Source organism: Pseudomonas sp. SWRI179 (genome assembly GCF_014268705.1).
In the GTDB taxonomy this organism is placed as follows: Bacteria; Pseudomonadota; Gammaproteobacteria; order Pseudomonadales; family Pseudomonadaceae; genus Aquipseudomonas; species Aquipseudomonas zanjanensis.
In genome coordinates, this window is the sequence record NZ_JABWRA010000036.1 from 12,970 (window position 1) to 28,545 (window position 15,576).

General features: G+C 55.9%; 14 protein-coding genes. 3 read left to right on the forward strand and 11 right to left on the reverse strand.

Features of this window, described 5'->3' with window-relative positions:
* The first annotated feature begins 397 nt into the window (after positions 1 to 397).
* From HU767_RS19660 to HU767_RS19670, 3 genes are all read left to right on the forward strand, one after another.
* Positions 398 to 757, forward strand: coding sequence for a DUF6124 family protein (locus HU767_RS19660; protein WP_186730275.1), 360 nt, complete (start codon positions 398 to 400; stop codon positions 755 to 757).
* A 201-nt stretch (positions 758 to 958) separates the two neighbouring features.
* Positions 959 to 1,408: a helix-turn-helix transcriptional regulator gene (locus HU767_RS28890; RefSeq protein WP_238349501.1), complete on the forward strand. Its 450-nt coding sequence runs from the start codon at positions 959 to 961 to the stop codon at positions 1,406 to 1,408.
* Positions 1,409 to 1,475: 67 nt separating this feature from the next.
* On the forward strand, positions 1,476 to 3,722 hold the full coding sequence (locus HU767_RS19670; RefSeq protein ID WP_186730276.1) for an NACHT domain-containing protein: 2,247 nt from the start codon (positions 1,476 to 1,478) through the stop codon (positions 3,720 to 3,722).
* Between the two features lie 233 nt (positions 3,723 to 3,955).
* Here the strand turns inward: HU767_RS19670 and HU767_RS19675 are convergent, their stop codons facing one another.
* The 11 genes from HU767_RS19675 to eat form a co-directional block, all read right to left on the reverse strand.
* Positions 3,956 to 5,827, reverse strand: coding sequence for a DNA/RNA helicase domain-containing protein (locus HU767_RS19675; protein ID WP_186730277.1), 1,872 nt, complete (start codon positions 5,825 to 5,827; stop codon positions 3,956 to 3,958).
* A 24-nt stretch (positions 5,828 to 5,851) separates the two neighbouring features.
* The gene (locus tag HU767_RS19680) at positions 5,852 to 6,235 is read right to left on the reverse strand and encodes a nucleotide pyrophosphohydrolase (RefSeq protein WP_186730278.1); all 384 of its coding nucleotides are present in this window, start codon (positions 6,233 to 6,235) and stop codon (positions 5,852 to 5,854) included.
* Positions 6,236 to 6,364: 129 nt separating this feature from the next.
* Positions 6,365 to 7,135 (reverse strand): HNH endonuclease, encoded by a 771-nt coding sequence (locus HU767_RS19685; protein WP_186730279.1) that lies wholly within the window; start codon positions 7,133 to 7,135, stop codon positions 6,365 to 6,367.
* A 546-nt stretch (positions 7,136 to 7,681) separates the two neighbouring features.
* On the reverse strand, positions 7,682 to 8,413 hold the full coding sequence (locus HU767_RS19690) for a helix-turn-helix transcriptional regulator (protein ID WP_186730280.1): 732 nt from the start codon (positions 8,411 to 8,413) through the stop codon (positions 7,682 to 7,684).
* A 194-nt stretch (positions 8,414 to 8,607) separates the two neighbouring features.
* Positions 8,608 to 9,135 carry an inorganic diphosphatase gene (gene ppa, locus HU767_RS19695; RefSeq protein WP_186613746.1) on the reverse strand — a complete coding sequence of 176 codons (528 nt, stop codon included), beginning with the start codon at positions 9,133 to 9,135 and terminating at the stop codon, positions 8,608 to 8,610.
* 111 nt (positions 9,136 to 9,246) lie between these two features.
* Positions 9,247 to 10,059 carry a M90 family metallopeptidase gene (locus HU767_RS19700; protein ID WP_186730281.1) on the reverse strand — a complete coding sequence of 271 codons (813 nt, stop codon included), beginning with the start codon at positions 10,057 to 10,059 and terminating at the stop codon, positions 9,247 to 9,249.
* Positions 10,060 to 10,064: 5 nt separating this feature from the next.
* A complete protein-coding gene (locus HU767_RS19705; protein WP_186730282.1) occupies positions 10,065 to 10,721 on the reverse strand; it encodes a DedA family protein in 657 nt (218 codons plus the stop codon).
* A gap of 475 nt (positions 10,722 to 11,196) precedes the next feature.
* Positions 11,197 to 11,661, reverse strand: coding sequence for a GNAT family N-acetyltransferase (locus tag HU767_RS19710; protein ID WP_186706590.1), 465 nt, complete (start codon positions 11,659 to 11,661; stop codon positions 11,197 to 11,199).
* Between the two features lie 107 nt (positions 11,662 to 11,768).
* The gene (eutC, locus tag HU767_RS19715) at positions 11,769 to 12,593 is read right to left on the reverse strand and encodes an ethanolamine ammonia-lyase subunit EutC (protein WP_186730283.1); all 825 of its coding nucleotides are present in this window, start codon (positions 12,591 to 12,593) and stop codon (positions 11,769 to 11,771) included.
* Between the two features lie 10 nt (positions 12,594 to 12,603).
* On the reverse strand, positions 12,604 to 13,998 hold the full coding sequence (locus HU767_RS19720; RefSeq protein WP_186730284.1) for an ethanolamine ammonia-lyase subunit EutB: 1,395 nt from the start codon (positions 13,996 to 13,998) through the stop codon (positions 12,604 to 12,606).
* 57 nt (positions 13,999 to 14,055) lie between these two features.
* Complete coding sequence (gene eat / locus HU767_RS19725; protein ID WP_053125697.1) at positions 14,056 to 15,504, reverse strand: ethanolamine permease; 1,449 nt, start codon at positions 15,502 to 15,504, stop codon at positions 14,056 to 14,058.
* Positions 15,505 to 15,576 lie beyond the last annotated feature (72 nt).

Sequence of the window (15,576 nt, forward strand, 5' to 3'; positions counted from 1 at the left end):
CCTCTGTGGGAGCGAGCCTGCTCGCGATAGCGGTGTGTCAGCTACATTCCGGCCCGCTGTTTATCGTGACTCCACGAGACCAGCCACGACCGACGTTGCCTTGCGCCATTGCCTACAACTACGCCAGAATCCGCCGGCTTGTGCGTCTTGGAGGGCGTCGGTAGTTTGAGTCCTGTCACTGAGCATCAGTGATCGGGTTTAGTCGCCCGTCTCAACCTAAGGCGTACCAAGTCCCGTCGGACAGGCTGTGCTGTTCCTGTATTGATGGTGGCTGTGCGCAGGGCGCCCCCGGGCGCGCCGGGATTCTTAGGTTCACCGGTCGACTAACCTGCGCACAGCTGCCGCCCTCTCGTTTAGTCGCGAGGTGGTTGCAGCATCACTTAAGGAACCTAAGTCGATGGCAAAAATTACACCGAACCCTCCGACTGCAGATGAGCATGTGTCTCGCGCTCAGTCTGCTCGTAACAATAAGCTTGATGACGCTGCCAACCGGGCGTTGGATTACTACCTGAAGCCTAAGCCGAAGGAAGAAACGTCTGACAAGACCAACACTATTTTCCGTATTGCACCGGATGTTGATTCGGAATGTCTGCTTGCTAATCTCAGTGAGAATCTGGCTTCGGCCAATGCCATGATTAGTGATTTGGCGTTTGGTCTTGAGGGATCACGACGGCATTTTGCGTTGGGGATCTTGCAGGTGATTGAGGTGAGTGAACTGTTGGCGAATCGGGCTTTGGATATTGTTGAGGTGAGGTAACAAGGGGCCGCGCTTGTTCCAAATATGAAAAAAGGTCTTGCCTGGCAAGGCCTTTTTTATGGTCGAGAGATTAAGAGGGGGTTATCGCTCAATCAGTGCAACAGGCTGCTGAACTAATCACAAATCGAGAACTCGTGATGCTGTGTCCCGAGGGCTACAGTAATCAGAAAAATATAGATATTTGATGCTTGAGAGCTACAAATGACCACGCTGTTTGATGTGGCTGAAATGCTGAAACAGGCTCGAGCTGAGGCCCATTTGAGCCAGGAGGCCTTAGCCATTCGAGCCGGCGTATCACGTCCTACAGTGGCGCGCATGGAAACAGTAGCTAAGGGAGATATGAGCGTCTCGGCCCTCGTTCGGTTACTGGAAGCAGCCGGATACGACTTGAAACCGGTGACAGCAGTTCATGAACGCACGGTTGAGGACATCCTGGCTGAGCAGCGTTTCGGAGCGAGCGAGTCCGAGTCACGACGGAGCGCCCACAGAGAAATTGTGCAAGTACCTCTTGCACAATCTCCAATCGCAGAGCCGCTCCTTGCTCGCGATAGCGCCATACCGGCCAACAGACACAGCGGCTCGCCCATCATGCAGTCGCCCACCCACAACGTCACCCCAGCTAATACCAGAAATGTGGAATATCCCAGCTAAAGCCATGGACGAAATGATGGCATTTTAGTAGCTTTCGATGCATGTGGGACAACAGCTAGGGATCAGAATGCTCCAGTCATGGAAAAAACTTGAAGATCACGCCCGTGAAATCGCCACCATTATCTGGCACAAACCGGCGGTGCCAGATCGCATCGATGGAGTGAATTTTGATGCGGTTATACACATATCTGACGAGGAGGTAGTGCTGATTGAAATAACAGAAGAGCACTCGTTAGAAAAAATAAGAATGGATGTGGCTAAAATTCTACCCGTTAAGTTTAATTTGTTGGCTAAGGGTGTTTTGGCTAAGTCTTACATAGTTTTAAAGGACGAGCCAACGCAGGGAATGATTGATATTGGGAAGCCATCAAAAGTCAATGTTGTATCGATAAAGAGCTTCGCAAATCTTGCCTTTAACTACTCGACATATATTAGTCTTCGCAACACAAATTCCTTTGGGAGTGCGATAGATCCGAACACCGGTGAACCTGACCGTCACGAATACATACCTGTGACTTATGTGGATGAAACGGAGAGGAAAATATTAAATATTCAAGAAATAAGCGAGCGGCTTACCAAAGGTGAAGACATAGTTTTGCTCGGCGACTATGGCACAGGCAAGAGCAGATGCGTCCGTGAAACCTTCCAGTTACTATCAGAAAAAGCTGCAGGTGGGGCATCTATCGTTTTTGCGATCAACCTAAGAGAGCATTGGGGAGCAGCTTCTGCTGCAGAAATTATAGCTGGCCATCTGCAAAGGCTAGGCCTATCCGGCTTCATTGATCGCGCTATGCAGTTGCTACTGGCTGGACATATTCTTTTGCTGTTGGATGGGTTTGATGAAGTTGGGTCGCAAACATTTGGGAGTGATCAGAATAAGCGTATTTCAATTCGCCGTGATGCGCTAAAAGGGATTCGTGAACTCGTAGAGTCGAGCAGGGCTGGAGTGCTGATTACGGGGCGTCCGCATTATTTCAATAGTAACAAAGAAATGCTTGAAAGCCTTGGTATGGCCAAGCGGAAACAAATGCCTTTGATCTTGAAGTGTGCAGAAGAATTCAGCATTCCCGAAGCTCAAAGTTATTTGATGAATATTGGAGTAGATACCGCTGTCCCGTCATGGCTTCCCCGTAAGCCATTGATGTTTTGGATCTTAGCTGCAATCCACTCCTCGGATGCTCAAAAGATTCTATCGAGTACCTCCGGGGAACTCGATTTTTGGGGGCAATTTCTCTCAACGGTGTGCATCCGGGAGGCAAAGATACACAACTCGATTAATCCTGAATCAGTTCGGATGGTACTCACCAATCTGGCAAGAAGAACTCGGCTGAGTGATCGGCCGTTGGGTCGGTTGACCCCGAAAGATGTGAATGAAGCATATTCTGATGCAACTGGCGGAAGTCCGGATGAATCGGGGCAGCTAATGTTAAGTCGATTATGCACTCTTGGTCGAATCGAACCAGAATCACCTGATCGTCAATTTGTCGATCCATACATTGTTCAGTTGCTATTTGCTGAAAGCCTTGCGGACGATATTTCCAATAAGGCAGAGGAGGTTCTGAGCGAAAGTTGGCGGCAGCCACTGCAAGAAATTGGAATATTCTTGCTTTCGCAGTGGATCGAAAAGCTCGATTTAACCTCAAATGCACTTTCGATCCTCCACAGGCAAGCATCACCTACAAACTGCCAAATAATCGGAGAATTAGTGGCGGGACTATCCGTGTTGGAGGGAGAGGATTTAAATTTTCAAGGCCTTCAAGTATCTAATTCGGAAATTGCATTTCTGACGCTCGGAGTAGCTAAGATGTGTAATATAAAATTCAAGCAGTGCATATTTAATAAAATTGAGTTCGATTCTTGTCTGGTAGATGAAAGCTCATATTTTGCTGTCGAAAACTCAATTGTGTATATGGCCACAGGGCTTTCATCGGCAGATAAACTGCCTAGTTGGATTTCTGATTGCGAAATCGTAGCCACTGAAAGTGTCTCCAATTCTGCTCGAATCAAAGCCAGTAATCTTCCAGCCGCCCAGAAACTATTTTTGTCTGTAATCCAAAAGATTTTTTTTCAACGTGGCGGTGGAAGAAAAGCATCTTCTCTTTATAAGGGTGGATTTGGCCAGCCCTATGATAGAAAAATTATCGATCAGATTCTGTCTATTTTGGTGAATGATGGGTACATCGAAAAAAGCAAGGATAGCTCAGGGGCAATCTATAATCCAAAAAGGGAATATACTGCAAAGATGAAAACTATTAAGGATCAGCTTACGTTGTGCAAAGACGAGCTATGGCTTCGTATTCAGTCCATGGAATAGGCATTTTCCTGTTTGCCAGGCTTTTTCGCGGGTAAAGGCGATGTAGCACTATCGGCGAATGGGGCTTTGAATTCTGTTAAGGTGAGGTAACAGAGGAATCGCTTTGCCTTGGGTATAAAAAGGTCTTGCATGGCAAGGCCTTTTTATCAACCACCCCAGAACGAATGAGTTCGCAGAATTGTGTAGCGTCCTGCTACCCATTTGGACTCCAATCAAGGTGATACCGCAGGACGTCAGTTACTGCTGTACCCTGCAAGCCGACTCTCAAAGTACTGTGCCGTTTCCTGATCAGTGCAGTACAGGTAACACCCTTTCATCCCCCGGGTCATCAGTGTTCGGTACGTGTTTTTGATGATCAGATCCGTCTCCTTCTGCGCGAAATCAGGCCGCTCTTTCATCAGTTTTTTCCAGCCGCGAATCGATTTGTCGTACTTGTCACGCTTATGCGGCGATGTCAGCACTTGCCCGTCTCGGACGATTAAGTCCGGCCCGATGATCACTCCTATATAGTCGACTTCCAGCCCTTGGCAAGTGTGGATGCAGCCGACCTGTTCAATGGAATTTTCCGCGATGATCCACAAACTGCCGTCCTGATCCAGGTTCCATTGGCGAGCGTAATCATCACCAATCACTATATCGGAAGCCTGAGAGTCTTTTTTGCTGCGCCAAGGCCAGCAGTAACCCGCGACAACGCGAGCTTTGTTCCCGTGGTTTTTCTGCTCGATGGCCGCGTGCATCGCCTGCGGAGTGTTGAACACCTTGAATTCGTATTCGCTAGTATCGAGTAGCGGATTGGCAGTCGGTCGAATAGCCAATACGTCATCCAACCACGCTAGATAGCCATCAGAGCCACTGCAACGGAACTGGGAGGACAGCGAATATTCCTCCACCGTTGCGCCTTTTGCTTTGGCAAAGGCACGGATTGCCTGCTTGCTACCGATGTCGCTCAAGGTCACGCGCTGATCTTCGTCGATGAAGAAAATCGAGCATTTCGCTGAGCCGATCAGTTCTTTGATCTGGTTCTCGCCCAAGTTTCCATAAAGACCGCTTTTCTCGTTCAGCCTGTGGGCTTCGTCAACGATTAGCGCGTCATACGTGTTGGGCTCGGTGTCGATAAACGCACCAGACCCAGAAAAGAAATTAGAGAAATGGCTACGTTTGATCGTACCAACCAGCTTACTTTCGTACACTTTGCGTGGCGCTGCGTTTTTTGAGACGTATTTGGTCATTAACTTCAGCGCGGTGAGGCGTACCAGTAAGTTGATCGCCAGGACGGTTTTTCCTGTTCCTGGGCCTCCTTCGATAATTAGCACCCTTGGGGCTTTTATGGAGGCTTCAGTTCCTGCAACGAGTGCTGACTCGAAAACTTCTTTCTGGTCATCAATCAACACAAACTCAGGTTTGCCATCCATGAGTCCGGTAAGCGCTTCGGCTAGTGCTTTGGATGGACGAATTTTTCCGTTGGAAAGTTCGTAAAGCACCTCTTTGTTGTCACCGTGAGTGATGTGCTTTTTCAGGAAATTTCGTAGCTTCGTCAGTTCCTCAGGGCCTTTGAGGAACAACGGAGCTTTATGGGTATGGGCTTGGTAGTGAGCGGAGTCGATGACGCCATCGCTGACATAGTTATGAAGATAGGCGCAGGGGCGAATTTCGATGCTTTTGTCATAGACCGCTTCGTTGAAGCCTTCTAACAGCGCTGCGTACGACCACACTTGGTAGGACGGGTGAATGGTTTCAACGAGACCACCACCTAAGGCTGTTTTGACGATCGCATCCTTGGTGGTTGCGCTCGCTTTGCTCCATTGCTTCAGCTCGATCAACACGGCTTTTTTGGCTTGGTTCTCATCACGACCTGTGAGCAAAAAGTCGATACGCTTCGAGGACTGAGGGATGTGCAGCTCAATAGCCAGGCCAGCATTACTAGGCAGATCATCATCTCGGAGCACCTTGGCCATGTAGGTCAAGGATCCATGCCACGACCTGATTTCCGATGCACCCACCTTCTTACCGGTAGCCTCTTTGAAGTGCCGCAGGATCACTTCTTCAATATCGTCGTTATCGTTATCTTTCAGGAATTGCTGTTTGGTCGCCGCGTAAACGATCACAAGAGATCCTTAGAGCACTGAAGGTCAGAGTTGGTCGTACTTTTTGCTGGTGCTTTTGGCTTTGTCTACGGGGTATTTCTGGCCGTTCAGAGCAAGCTTGCTCGTGACCGCTTCGTTGAGATCGACGCCAAGCACGCTACTCAGGCGAACCAAGTACATGAGCACGTCGGCTAACTCGTCCTTCACGGCTTGGGCGGTTGCGGGATGCTTCGCGGCAGCCACTGAATCGGCTTCGCTCATCCACTGGAAAATCTCGCAAAGCTCACCCACCTCGCCTGTCAGGGCCAGCAAAAGGTTTTTGGGTGAGTGAAACTGCTGCCAGTCGCGATCATCTGCAAAGCGCTGAAGCGACGCCGCAAGATTTTCCACGTCGATTAATCGTTTGGGTGTGCCGTCTGCCTTGCTCACAGGCTTGCCTCTCGTTTGCCGCCAGAAACGTGACCAACAGCCACGTCAGAAATCTAGGGATGGATTGTAAGAGTTTTCTTTTGTGGCAGTGGGCTTTTCACTGATTTGCCCTTCGACAGCCGGCCCAGTTCAGGCTTTGTTTTTGGCGGCTTGGTAGCGGTCCTTGACCTCGGTCACACTCAGCCACTTACGGCGTGAATGCACCACTCGATGGCAATTGGCACACAACAATGCGAGGTCCGTGAGCTTGGTTTTATCGCCAGGTTGGAGCGTATGCAGTGGCTTAGTGTGGTGCACATCGATAACACCTTCGATGTCCGGACCATATGTTTTGCTGAAGTTGAAATCACAGGCTTCGCACTGGAGAACACCGTGCTTCTTGAGGGCTTCGTCCTTTTTTCGTTTTACGAGTTTTTTGTCCCTTTCCCGTACACGGTGCACGCGAGTTAGCACTTTTCCTTCCTCTGCTTCGAAGAAGCCCGGTTCTTCCTCCACACTTAGATCTATCGGCGTAGTAGAAGAAGTGGTTCCGACGTTCGCCTTGATGGCTGCTACGACTTCGGCCAGACGCTCGGGATTATTAGCAAACTCCAGCCATACCAATTCCTCGTCCTTATTGCCTTTTGCAAGACCTGTGCGACCCGTGTTGGTGTAGCTCGGATCCCAACGACGGAAATTGTTGAGCTTCATGCAGACACCATTGGTGTTACGAAAGCTCTGGTTCTTGCTCACACCTGTAGCGGTGCCAATGAGATTGAGGCTCTGTGATAGGGCTCGGACTTCCGGATGATTCGCTCCGGGTAAACCATTGCGGTGAAGAAGGTACAGGTTCAGAGCTAGGACGAGCTCGTCACGGCTCCAGGGCGGATTGGATTGATTGCTGATAGATGAAGAGGACATGGCGGGGGCTATCCGTAGGGTTCCCGTTTCGCTGTAGGACGCAGCGCAATATGTCGTCAGAATATTCTCTTCTGGTGGCGTTTGGGAATCATACGGTGTTCGATGACCTTTGCTGTCGAGCACGGGGATACTTACGAGCGACGTTGTTTGGTCGTCGGGCGGGATATTGGATGGGGGGATGGAAAAGCTCAGGCATTAAAAAGCCGGCTTATGGCCGGCTTCTCGTTGACTGATTCAGCTCGTTTTTGACAAACCTTACCAGCCTTCAAAACGTACATCCGGCTCTTGCGGCCGGCTGTGGGACTTGGTCAGAAAGTGATCTGCCTTGTCGGTGCGAGGCGTGGGCCTCGCAAATGTGGGGCGGAGGATACGCGGGTTTTCTTTGGAAGCCCAGTGGTAAGTGGTGTGGAATCATTGGGTTAGGGGGGATTCAGATAAAAAGCAGGGGGCTGCTGCGCAGCCCAGCGGGAGCAAGCTCCCTCGCCACAAAAGCTCCTGCCACAGCTTCTACTGCAGTTCCTGCCACTGTTCCTGGCCTTGGGTGGGTTAGTCGAACACCGGCGGTCTCTGTTTGTTGAGGGTTGACCACCAGAACACCCAGCCGATCACGTGGATGTGTTGCGCGTCGATCTGTTCCGCACTGAACACCTCATCAGGATACGCAGCGCTGTTGTGGCTGCGCAGGCGCAGTCGGTTACCGGGGATTCTGTGGAGGTATTTGATGCGGAGCATGCCGTCATGTTCGAGGGCATAGATTTGTCCGTCGACAATTTGCGTCAAGCCGCGGTCAATGGCGACGGTGGAGCCGTCTTCGATGCGTTCGGCCATGCTGTCGCCGACCATGGTGATGCAGATGGCGTCGCTGGGGTCGATTTCCAGGGATTCGAGGTGGCTGCGGGGCAGGCGGATGGATTGGTCGGGGATTTCGGTGATGTGGGTTTTAGTTTCGCCGGGGGCGATGGGGACTTCCTTGTAGAAGGGCAGTTCGATGTCCGTGGGTTCCGCCACGCTGTAGATGCCGTCGTTTTCGGCGGCTTCATAGGTGGTGCCGGGGCCGAGGCCCAATGGCGTTTGCGGGCCTTCGCCGCGGGCGAGCCACTCCGGGCTGACGGTCAGCAGGCTAGCGATGGAGTGGATGCGTCCGGGCGGGATGCCACGGTTGAACCAGTTGTTCACGTGTTGGGATTTCACGCCGTACAACTTCGCGAAGTCGGCGGATCGGATGTTCGCTTCTCTGAGGAGGGCTCTGAAGCGGTCGCCACTGGAAAGTATTTTCATAAACGGAAAGTTTAGAGACGACTGTGTTTTGGGCAATAAACATGTCGTGTGAATTTATAAGATGATCTTTCCGTTTGCGGGAATCGAAACTGGCAATGTAAACGTGGCTAAACGCTATTAATACGAAGTTGTATTAAGCAGGGTCCAAACATAAAAAACCCCGGTACTAACCGGGGTTCTTTTTAAGTTCGGTCTCAGCCTTTGTAGGCGGCAACCGATTGGGTGATCGCTTCACGGGCGGCGTCTGCGCCGGCCCAGCCTTCGATCTTGACCCACTTGCCTTTTTCGAGGTCTTTGTAGTTCGCGAAGAAGTGCTCGATCTGCTGGATCAGCAGCGGTGGCAGGTCGGTGTATTCCTTCACGTCGACGTACAGTTGCGACAGTTTGTCGTGTGGCACTGCGATGACTTTGGCATCGCCGCCGCCGTCGTCGGTCATGTTCAGGATGCCGACTGGACGGGCACGGATGACCGAGCCTGGGGCCACTGGGTAAGGGGTCACGACCAGCACGTCGAGGGGGTCGCCGTCGTCGGCCAGGGTGTTGGGGATGTAACCGTAGTTGGCCGGGTAGAACATCGGGGTGGCCATGAAACGGTCAACGAACAGGCAGTCGCTGTCTTTGTCGATTTCGTATTTGATCGGGGCGTGGTTGGCCGGGATTTCGATCGCGACGTAGATGTCGTTCGGCAGGTCTTTGCCAGCCGGAATCTTGCTGTAGCTCATTGGGCGTTGCCCCCGTTAGTTGACCAAATGACTGGTCGGATTGACCAAAAAGTGGCGGCGATTATAGGCATATTCGGCCGCTGTTGCCACGTTACCAGGGTCGTAGAGACCTTAGTATGACGCCTGATAGACCGGATCTTCGGCCTGAAGTTGCCGCAGCCGGGCCAACGGATCCTGGCGGTAGAACGCCTTGAGCTGTTCATACACCCGTGGATAGGCCTGGTGTAGCAGGTCTGGGGCGCTGAAGAAGTATTCGCTGGTGACGGCGAAGAACTCCGCCGGGTTTTCCGCGGCGTAGGGATCGATGGCGGTTTGTGCGTCGGGGTTGTGGTCGAGTTGGCGGTCGAGGTCGTCGAAGGCTTGCTGCATGGCCTCGGCCCAATCGCTGACGCGCATGTCGGCGTGCAGCGGTGGCAGGCCGTTGGCGTCGCCGTTGAGCATGTCGAGTTTGTGCGCCAGTTCGTGGATCACCAGGTTGTAGCCGTCCCAGCCGCCGCTGGCCATCACGCCGTCCCAGGCCAGGATGATCGGGCCTTGGGGCCAGGCTTCGCCGCTGTGTTCGCCGTCCCACTCGTGCTCGATGCCGCTGGCGTCGCGGTAGCGCTGGGGGCTGAGGAAGTCGTCGGGGTAGAGGACGATTTCGTGGAAGCCCTGGTACCAGTTCAGTTCGCCCAGGTGCATCAGCGGCAATTGGGCCTGGGCGGCGAGCAGCAGGCGTTGTTCCTGGTGCAGTTCGACGCCGGGCAGGGCGGTGAGGTGTTTATCGTGCAGGAACAGGATGCAGGCTTCCCGCAGCCATTGGTCCTCGGCGGGGCTGATGCCGTCGAGGAAGCTCAATTGTTGGCGCACCCGCTGCCAGGTGTCCTCGGCCACGGGGTGTTTGGCGAGGGTGCGTCGGCGGCGCCAGTTGCTCAGGGACCACATGGCGATCAGCGCGGTTGGGCTTTCGAGGCGCGCTGGCTCAGTTTGCTGCGCACCAGGCTGATGATCATCGGCAGCAGCGACAGCAGGATGATGCCGACCACCAGCAGCGACAGGTTTTGCTTGATGAAGGGTACGTTGCCGAAGAAGTAGCCGAGGGTCACCAGGCCGCCGACCCAGAGGACGGTGCCGAGGACGCTGAAGCCGAAGAAGCGCAGGTAGTTCATTTTGCCGACGCCGGCGACGAAGGGGGCGAAGGTGCGGATGATCGGCAGGAAGCGCGCCAGGGTCACGGTTTTACCGCCGTGTTTGGCGTAGAAGTCGTGGGTTTGCTGCAGGTAGTCGCGGCGGAAGATTTTCGAGTTGGGGTTGCTGAAGAGTTTTTCCCCGGCGGTGCGGCCGATGAGGTAGTTGGTGCTGTCGCCGAGGATGGCAGCGAGCATCAGCAGGCCGCCCAGCAGGACGGGGTCCATGGCGCCACCGGCGGCGACGGCGCCGGCGATGAACAGCAGGGAGTCGCCGGGCAGGAACGGCATGACCACCAGGCCGGTTTCACAGAAGATCACCAGGAACAGGATGGCGTAGACCCACGTCCCGTAGTTGGTCACCAGCATGTCGAGGTAGACGTCGAGATGCAGGATGAGGTCGAGGGGGTTGAAATCCATGTATGGCACCTGTGGTGGCGGCCCGACTCGGCAGGCGGGTGGGTCTGGCTTTGAGTATGGCTACAGGGTGTGTAGCTTTTTCTTACAAGCTGGGAAGAGCGGCATTATACGGTGGCGCGGGGGGCATGCGGGGGGAGTTTGTAGCTGGGGATTTCGAGGTAGGGCAAACACCTTGGGGCGAGAGGAATACCTGTGGCGAGGGGATTTATCCCCGCTGGGCTGCGCAGCAGCCCCAAACCTGAGCATGCGGTGTATCAGGTTGACCAAGGTGGCTGCTGTTGGGACCGCTTCGCGCTCCAACGGGGATAAATCCCCTCGCCACAGGTTAGTGCTGTGTCATTGAGGTTGAGGTTGCAGGAGATTGGGGCTGCTACGCAGCCCAGCGGGAGCAAGCTCCCTCGCCACAAGGGTTTCACTCGGCCACAGAGGTTTGATCGCTCCCACGCGGAGCGTGGGGACGATCAGTCCGCGCTCATCAGGTCAAATCTTCGCTGATCGGCAACACGTAGTTCTTGAACTCGGTGTCTTCCTTGAACCCAATCGATTCGTAGGTCTTCTGCGCGACTTCGTTGTTGCTGCTGGTGGAGACGCGCATGCGCACGGCGTTGGTTTCCTTGGCCATTTTTTTTGCGGTGCGGATCAGGTTGTCGGCCACCAGTTGGCGGCGGGCGTCTTCGGCGACGTAGATGTCGTTGAGGATCCACACGCGCTTGAGCGACAGCGATGAGTAGCTCGGGTAGAGCTGGCAGAACCCCAGTAAACGGTTGTCGTCGTCATCGGGCAGGGCCAGGTAGATCACCGACTCTTTGCGGCGCAGGCGCTTTTCGAGGAAGGCTCGGGACGAATCCGGGTAGGGCAGTGAGCCGTAGAATTCCCGGTATTTGACGAACAATGGGGTCAGCAGGTCCAGGTGTTCCAGGGTTGCTTGGATAATCCGCATGGTAGGTCTCGTCTGCAAGGGTCGACAGATATTCTGACAACACTGTCGCGCTGCCGTGCTTTTGATGCTGCCTGAAAGCGGATCAAAAACGCAATCGGATAAACGGATCAGTCGCGGGGCGGCGCCAGTAGGAAATTACCTTTCATATCGGCAGCGTTTTCCGACTCTAGAGTGTTTAGCTGGGCTTCGTCCTTCAGATTGACCCCCGAGAGCTGCCGGCGACAGGCCTCGCGCATCAGGTAGATCAGGCGATGAGCCGCCATGCCGTAGCTCAGGCCTTCGAGGCGCACGTTGGAGATGCAGTTGCGATAGGCATCGTTCAGGCCGACCTTGGGGGCGTAGGTGAAATACAGTCCCAGGCTGTCGGGGGAGCTGAGGCCGGGGCGTTCGCCGATCAGGATCACCGACATCTTGGCACCGAGCCGTTCGGCGACTTCATCGGCCACGGCGACGCGGCCCTGCTCCACCAAGACGATGGGCGACACCGACCAGCCTTCAGCGGCGATCTGCTCTTCCAGCCGCGCCAGGAACGGCAAGGTATGGCGATGCACGGCCAGCGCTGACAGGCCGTCAGCGACGACGATGGCCAGGTCCACGCCGCCAGGGTGGGCCGCCGCGTACGCGTCCAGGATTTGCGCGGATGCCTCATCGAGCCGTCGGCCCAGGTCCGGGCGTTGTAGATAACTGTTGCGGTCGCTGGCCGCGCTATGGAGCAACAGGCTCTCACGGCCGCGTTCATCCAGTTGTGCGCGGATGCCCGGGTGGTCGAACGCCAGGTGCACGGCATCACGGGCCTGGGCGTGGGCGAACTGGAAATCCAGTTGCGCCGAGGTCGGCAGGCTGGTGCCGGTGCGGCCCAGGGCGATGCGCGCCGGGGTGAGGTTGCGCAGGTTCAGCCAGGGGTTTTGTGGATCGACAGGTGATTTATCCATGGCGGGTCTCTTATCCCAAGTGCGCTAAGGCATGACGAAACGCCGGTGGCAGGTTGTCGCCGAACCGCACCCGGCCATCGGCCTGGGTGAAGATGCCCATGTTCGCCAGCCAGGTTTCGAATTCCGGCGCTGGCTTGAGGCCCAGGGTCTGGCGGGCGTAGAGGGCGTCGTGGAACGAGGTGGTCTGGTAGTTGAGCATGATGTCGTCGGAGCCGGGGATGCCCATGATGAAGTTGATCCCGGCCACGCCCAGCAGGGTCAGCAGGGTGTCCATGTCGTCCTGGTCGGCTTCGGCGTGGTTGGTGTAGCAGATGTCGCAGCCCATCGGCACGCCCAGCAACTTGCCGCAGAAATGGTCTTCGAGGCCGGCGCGGATGATTTGTTTACCGTTGTAGAGGTATTCCGGGCCGATGAAGCCTACAACCGTGTTTACCAAAAACGGGTTGAAATGTCGCGCCACGGCGTAGGCCCGGGTCTCGCAGGTCTGTTGATCGACGCCGTGGTGGGCGTTGGCTGACAGCGCGCTGCCCTGGCCTGTTTCGAAATACATCAGGTTGTTGCCCAAGGTGCCGCGATTCAGGCTGAGCCCGGCGTCGTAGCCTTCTTTCAAGACGCTCAGGCTGATGCCGAAACTGGCGTTGGCCGCTTCGGTGCCGGCGATGGACTGGAACACCAGGTCCAGGGGCACGCCACGGTTCGCCGCCTCGATGGAGGTGGTGACGTGGGTCAGCACGCAGCCCTGGGTGGGGATGTCGTAGCGCTGGATGATGGCGTCGAGCATTTCCAGCATCGCGCAGATCGAGGCGGTGCTGTCGGTGGCCGGGTTGATGCCGATCATGGCGTCGCCGTTGCCGAAGAGCAGGCCGTCGAGGATGCTCGCGGCGATGCCGGCGGGTTCGTCGGTAGGGTGGTTGGGTTGCAGGCGGGTGGACAGGCGTCCGCGCAGGCCGAGGGTGCCGCGGAACTTGGTGACGACGCGGATTTTCTGCGCCACCAGTACCAGGTCCTGCACGCGCATGATCTTCGAGACGGCGGCGACCATTTCCGGCGTCAGGCCGGGGGCCAATGCCCGCAGGCTCTGTTCGTCGGCGGCGTCGCTGAGTAGCCAGTCGCGGAAACCGCCGACGGTGAGGTGGCTGACGGCGGCAAAAGCTTGTTTGTCGTGGGTGTCGACGATCAACCGGGTGACTTCGTCGACCTCGTAAGGAATCAGCATTTCTTGCAGGAAATGGCTGAGGGGCAAGTCAGCCAAGGCCATTTGCGCGGCCACGCGTTCGCCATCGTTGAGGGCAGCGATCTCGGCGAGGAAATCCCCGGAACGGGCCGGGCTGGCCTTGGCCATCAGGTCTTTGAGGCTGTCGAAGCGGTAGGTCTGGGCGCCGACCGTGTGTGCAAAGCTGGCCATACAGGTTCTCCGTGACGGCGCCGCTGGGCGGCGCCGTGGTTTTCGGCACGTTACGGCTTAGTGCAAGGCTTCTTCGGCTTTTTGAATGGCCGCGAATTCCTCTTCGGGCGTGCCTGCGACCAAGTGATGCCGACTGTAGAAAGCAAAGTAAGCAATTAACACTCCATAGATGATCGCGGCGCCGATCACCACCCGAGGATCGACCAGGAAACCCGCCACCACGGCGATGCACGCCAACACCAGGGCCACGCCCGAGGTGAAGATGCCGCCCGGCGTGCGGTATGGCCGGTCCATTTTGGGGCGACGGATGCGCAGGGTGATGTGCGCGGCCATCATCAACACGTAGGAAATGGTCGCGCCGAACACCGCCACCAGAATCAGCAAGTCGCCCTGGCCGGTCAAGGACAGGCCGAAACCGATGATGCCGGGGATCACCAAGGCCAGGACCGGTGCCTTGCTTTTATTGGTTTCCGAGAGTTTGCGTGGCAGGTAGCCGGCGCGGGACAAGGCAAAGATCTGCCGCGAGTAGGCGTAGATGATCGAGAAGAAACTGGCGATCAAACCGGCCAGGCCGACGAGGTTGACGAAGCTGCCCATCCAGGTCGAGCCGCCGTAGGCCTTGGCCAGGGCTTCCACGAGCGGGTTGCCCGAGGTCATCAGCGCGTTGGAGCCGGCGCCGCCCGGGCCGATCACCAGGATCAGCAGGGCGAAGGCCACCAGCACCAGCATGGCGCCGATCAGGCCGCGTGGCAGGTCGCGCTTGGGGTTCTTGGTTTCTTCAGCGGCCAGGGGCACGCCTTCCACGGCGAGGAAAAACCAGATGGCATAAGGGATCGCCGCCCAGACGCCGACGTAGCCGAAGGGCAGGAACGGACTGGCGCCCACGGCTTCCTTGACCGGAATGTCCAACAGGTTGGCGACGTTGAAGTGCGGCACCATCGCCACCAGGAAAACCCCCAGCGCCAGGGCGGCGACGGCGGTGATGATGAACATCAGCTTGAGCGCTTCGCCAACGCCAAATATGTGGATGGCGATGAAGATGATGTAGAACGCCAGGTAGATCATCCAGCCGCCAATGCCGAACAGCGACTGGCAATAGGCGCCGATGAACACGGCAATCGCCGCCGGGGCGATGGCGTACTCGATCAAAATCGCCGTGCCCGTGAGAAACCCGCCCCAGGGCCCGAAGGCGCTGCGGGCAAAACCGTAGCCGCCGCCGGCGGTGGGGATCATCGAGGACAGCTCGGCGAGGGAAAAGCACATGCACAGGTACATCGCGGCCATCAGCAGCGTGGCGAGGAACATCCCGCCCCAGCCGCCCTGGGCCAGGCCGAAGTTCCAGCCGGCGTAGTCACCGGAAATGACATAGGCCACGCCCAGGCCCACCAGCAGGACCCAGCCCGCCGCGCCTTTTTTCAGTTCGCGTTGTTGGAAATATTCGGAGCCGACTTTTTCGAAGTCGACCGAGGACGTTGCCGGTTGCGGGTTTGCATGATCGCTTGGCATAAGGGTTTACCTGTTTTTATTGTTGTTTTATCCAACCTGATCGCTGGAGTGGCGCATTACCCCTGTGGGAGC

What these genes read in the sequence shown, in the direction of transcription:
- HU767_RS19660 (WP_186730275.1), top strand. Translation starts at nt 398, where the DNA reads ATGGCAAAAATTACACCGAACCCTCCGACTGCAGATGAGCATGTGTCT.
- HU767_RS28890 (WP_238349501.1), top strand. Translation starts at nt 959, where the DNA reads ATGACCACGCTGTTTGATGTGGCTGAAATGCTGAAACAGGCTCGAGCT.
- HU767_RS19670 (WP_186730276.1), top strand. Translation starts at nt 1,476, where the DNA reads ATGCTCCAGTCATGGAAAAAACTTGAAGATCACGCCCGTGAAATCGCC.
- HU767_RS19685 (WP_186730279.1), bottom strand. Translation starts at nt 7,135, where the DNA reads ATGTCCTCTTCATCTATCAGCAATCAATCCAATCCGCCCTGGAGCCGT.
- HU767_RS19690 (WP_186730280.1), bottom strand. Translation starts at nt 8,413, where the DNA reads ATGAAAATACTTTCCAGTGGCGACCGCTTCAGAGCCCTCCTCAGAGAA.
- ppa (WP_186613746.1), bottom strand. Translation starts at nt 9,135, where the DNA reads ATGAGCTACAGCAAGATTCCGGCTGGCAAAGACCTGCCGAACGACATC.
- HU767_RS19700 (WP_186730281.1), bottom strand. Translation starts at nt 10,059, where the DNA reads ATGTGGTCCCTGAGCAACTGGCGCCGCCGACGCACCCTCGCCAAACAC.
- HU767_RS19705 (WP_186730282.1), bottom strand. Translation starts at nt 10,721, where the DNA reads ATGGATTTCAACCCCCTCGACCTCATCCTGCATCTCGACGTCTACCTC.
- HU767_RS19710 (WP_186706590.1), bottom strand. Translation starts at nt 11,661, where the DNA reads ATGCGGATTATCCAAGCAACCCTGGAACACCTGGACCTGCTGACCCCA.
- eutC (WP_186730283.1), bottom strand. Translation starts at nt 12,593, where the DNA reads ATGGATAAATCACCTGTCGATCCACAAAACCCCTGGCTGAACCTGCGC.
- HU767_RS19720 (WP_186730284.1), bottom strand. Translation starts at nt 13,998, where the DNA reads ATGGCCAGCTTTGCACACACGGTCGGCGCCCAGACCTACCGCTTCGAC.
- eat (WP_053125697.1), bottom strand. Translation starts at nt 15,504, where the DNA reads ATGCCAAGCGATCATGCAAACCCGCAACCGGCAACGTCCTCGGTCGAC.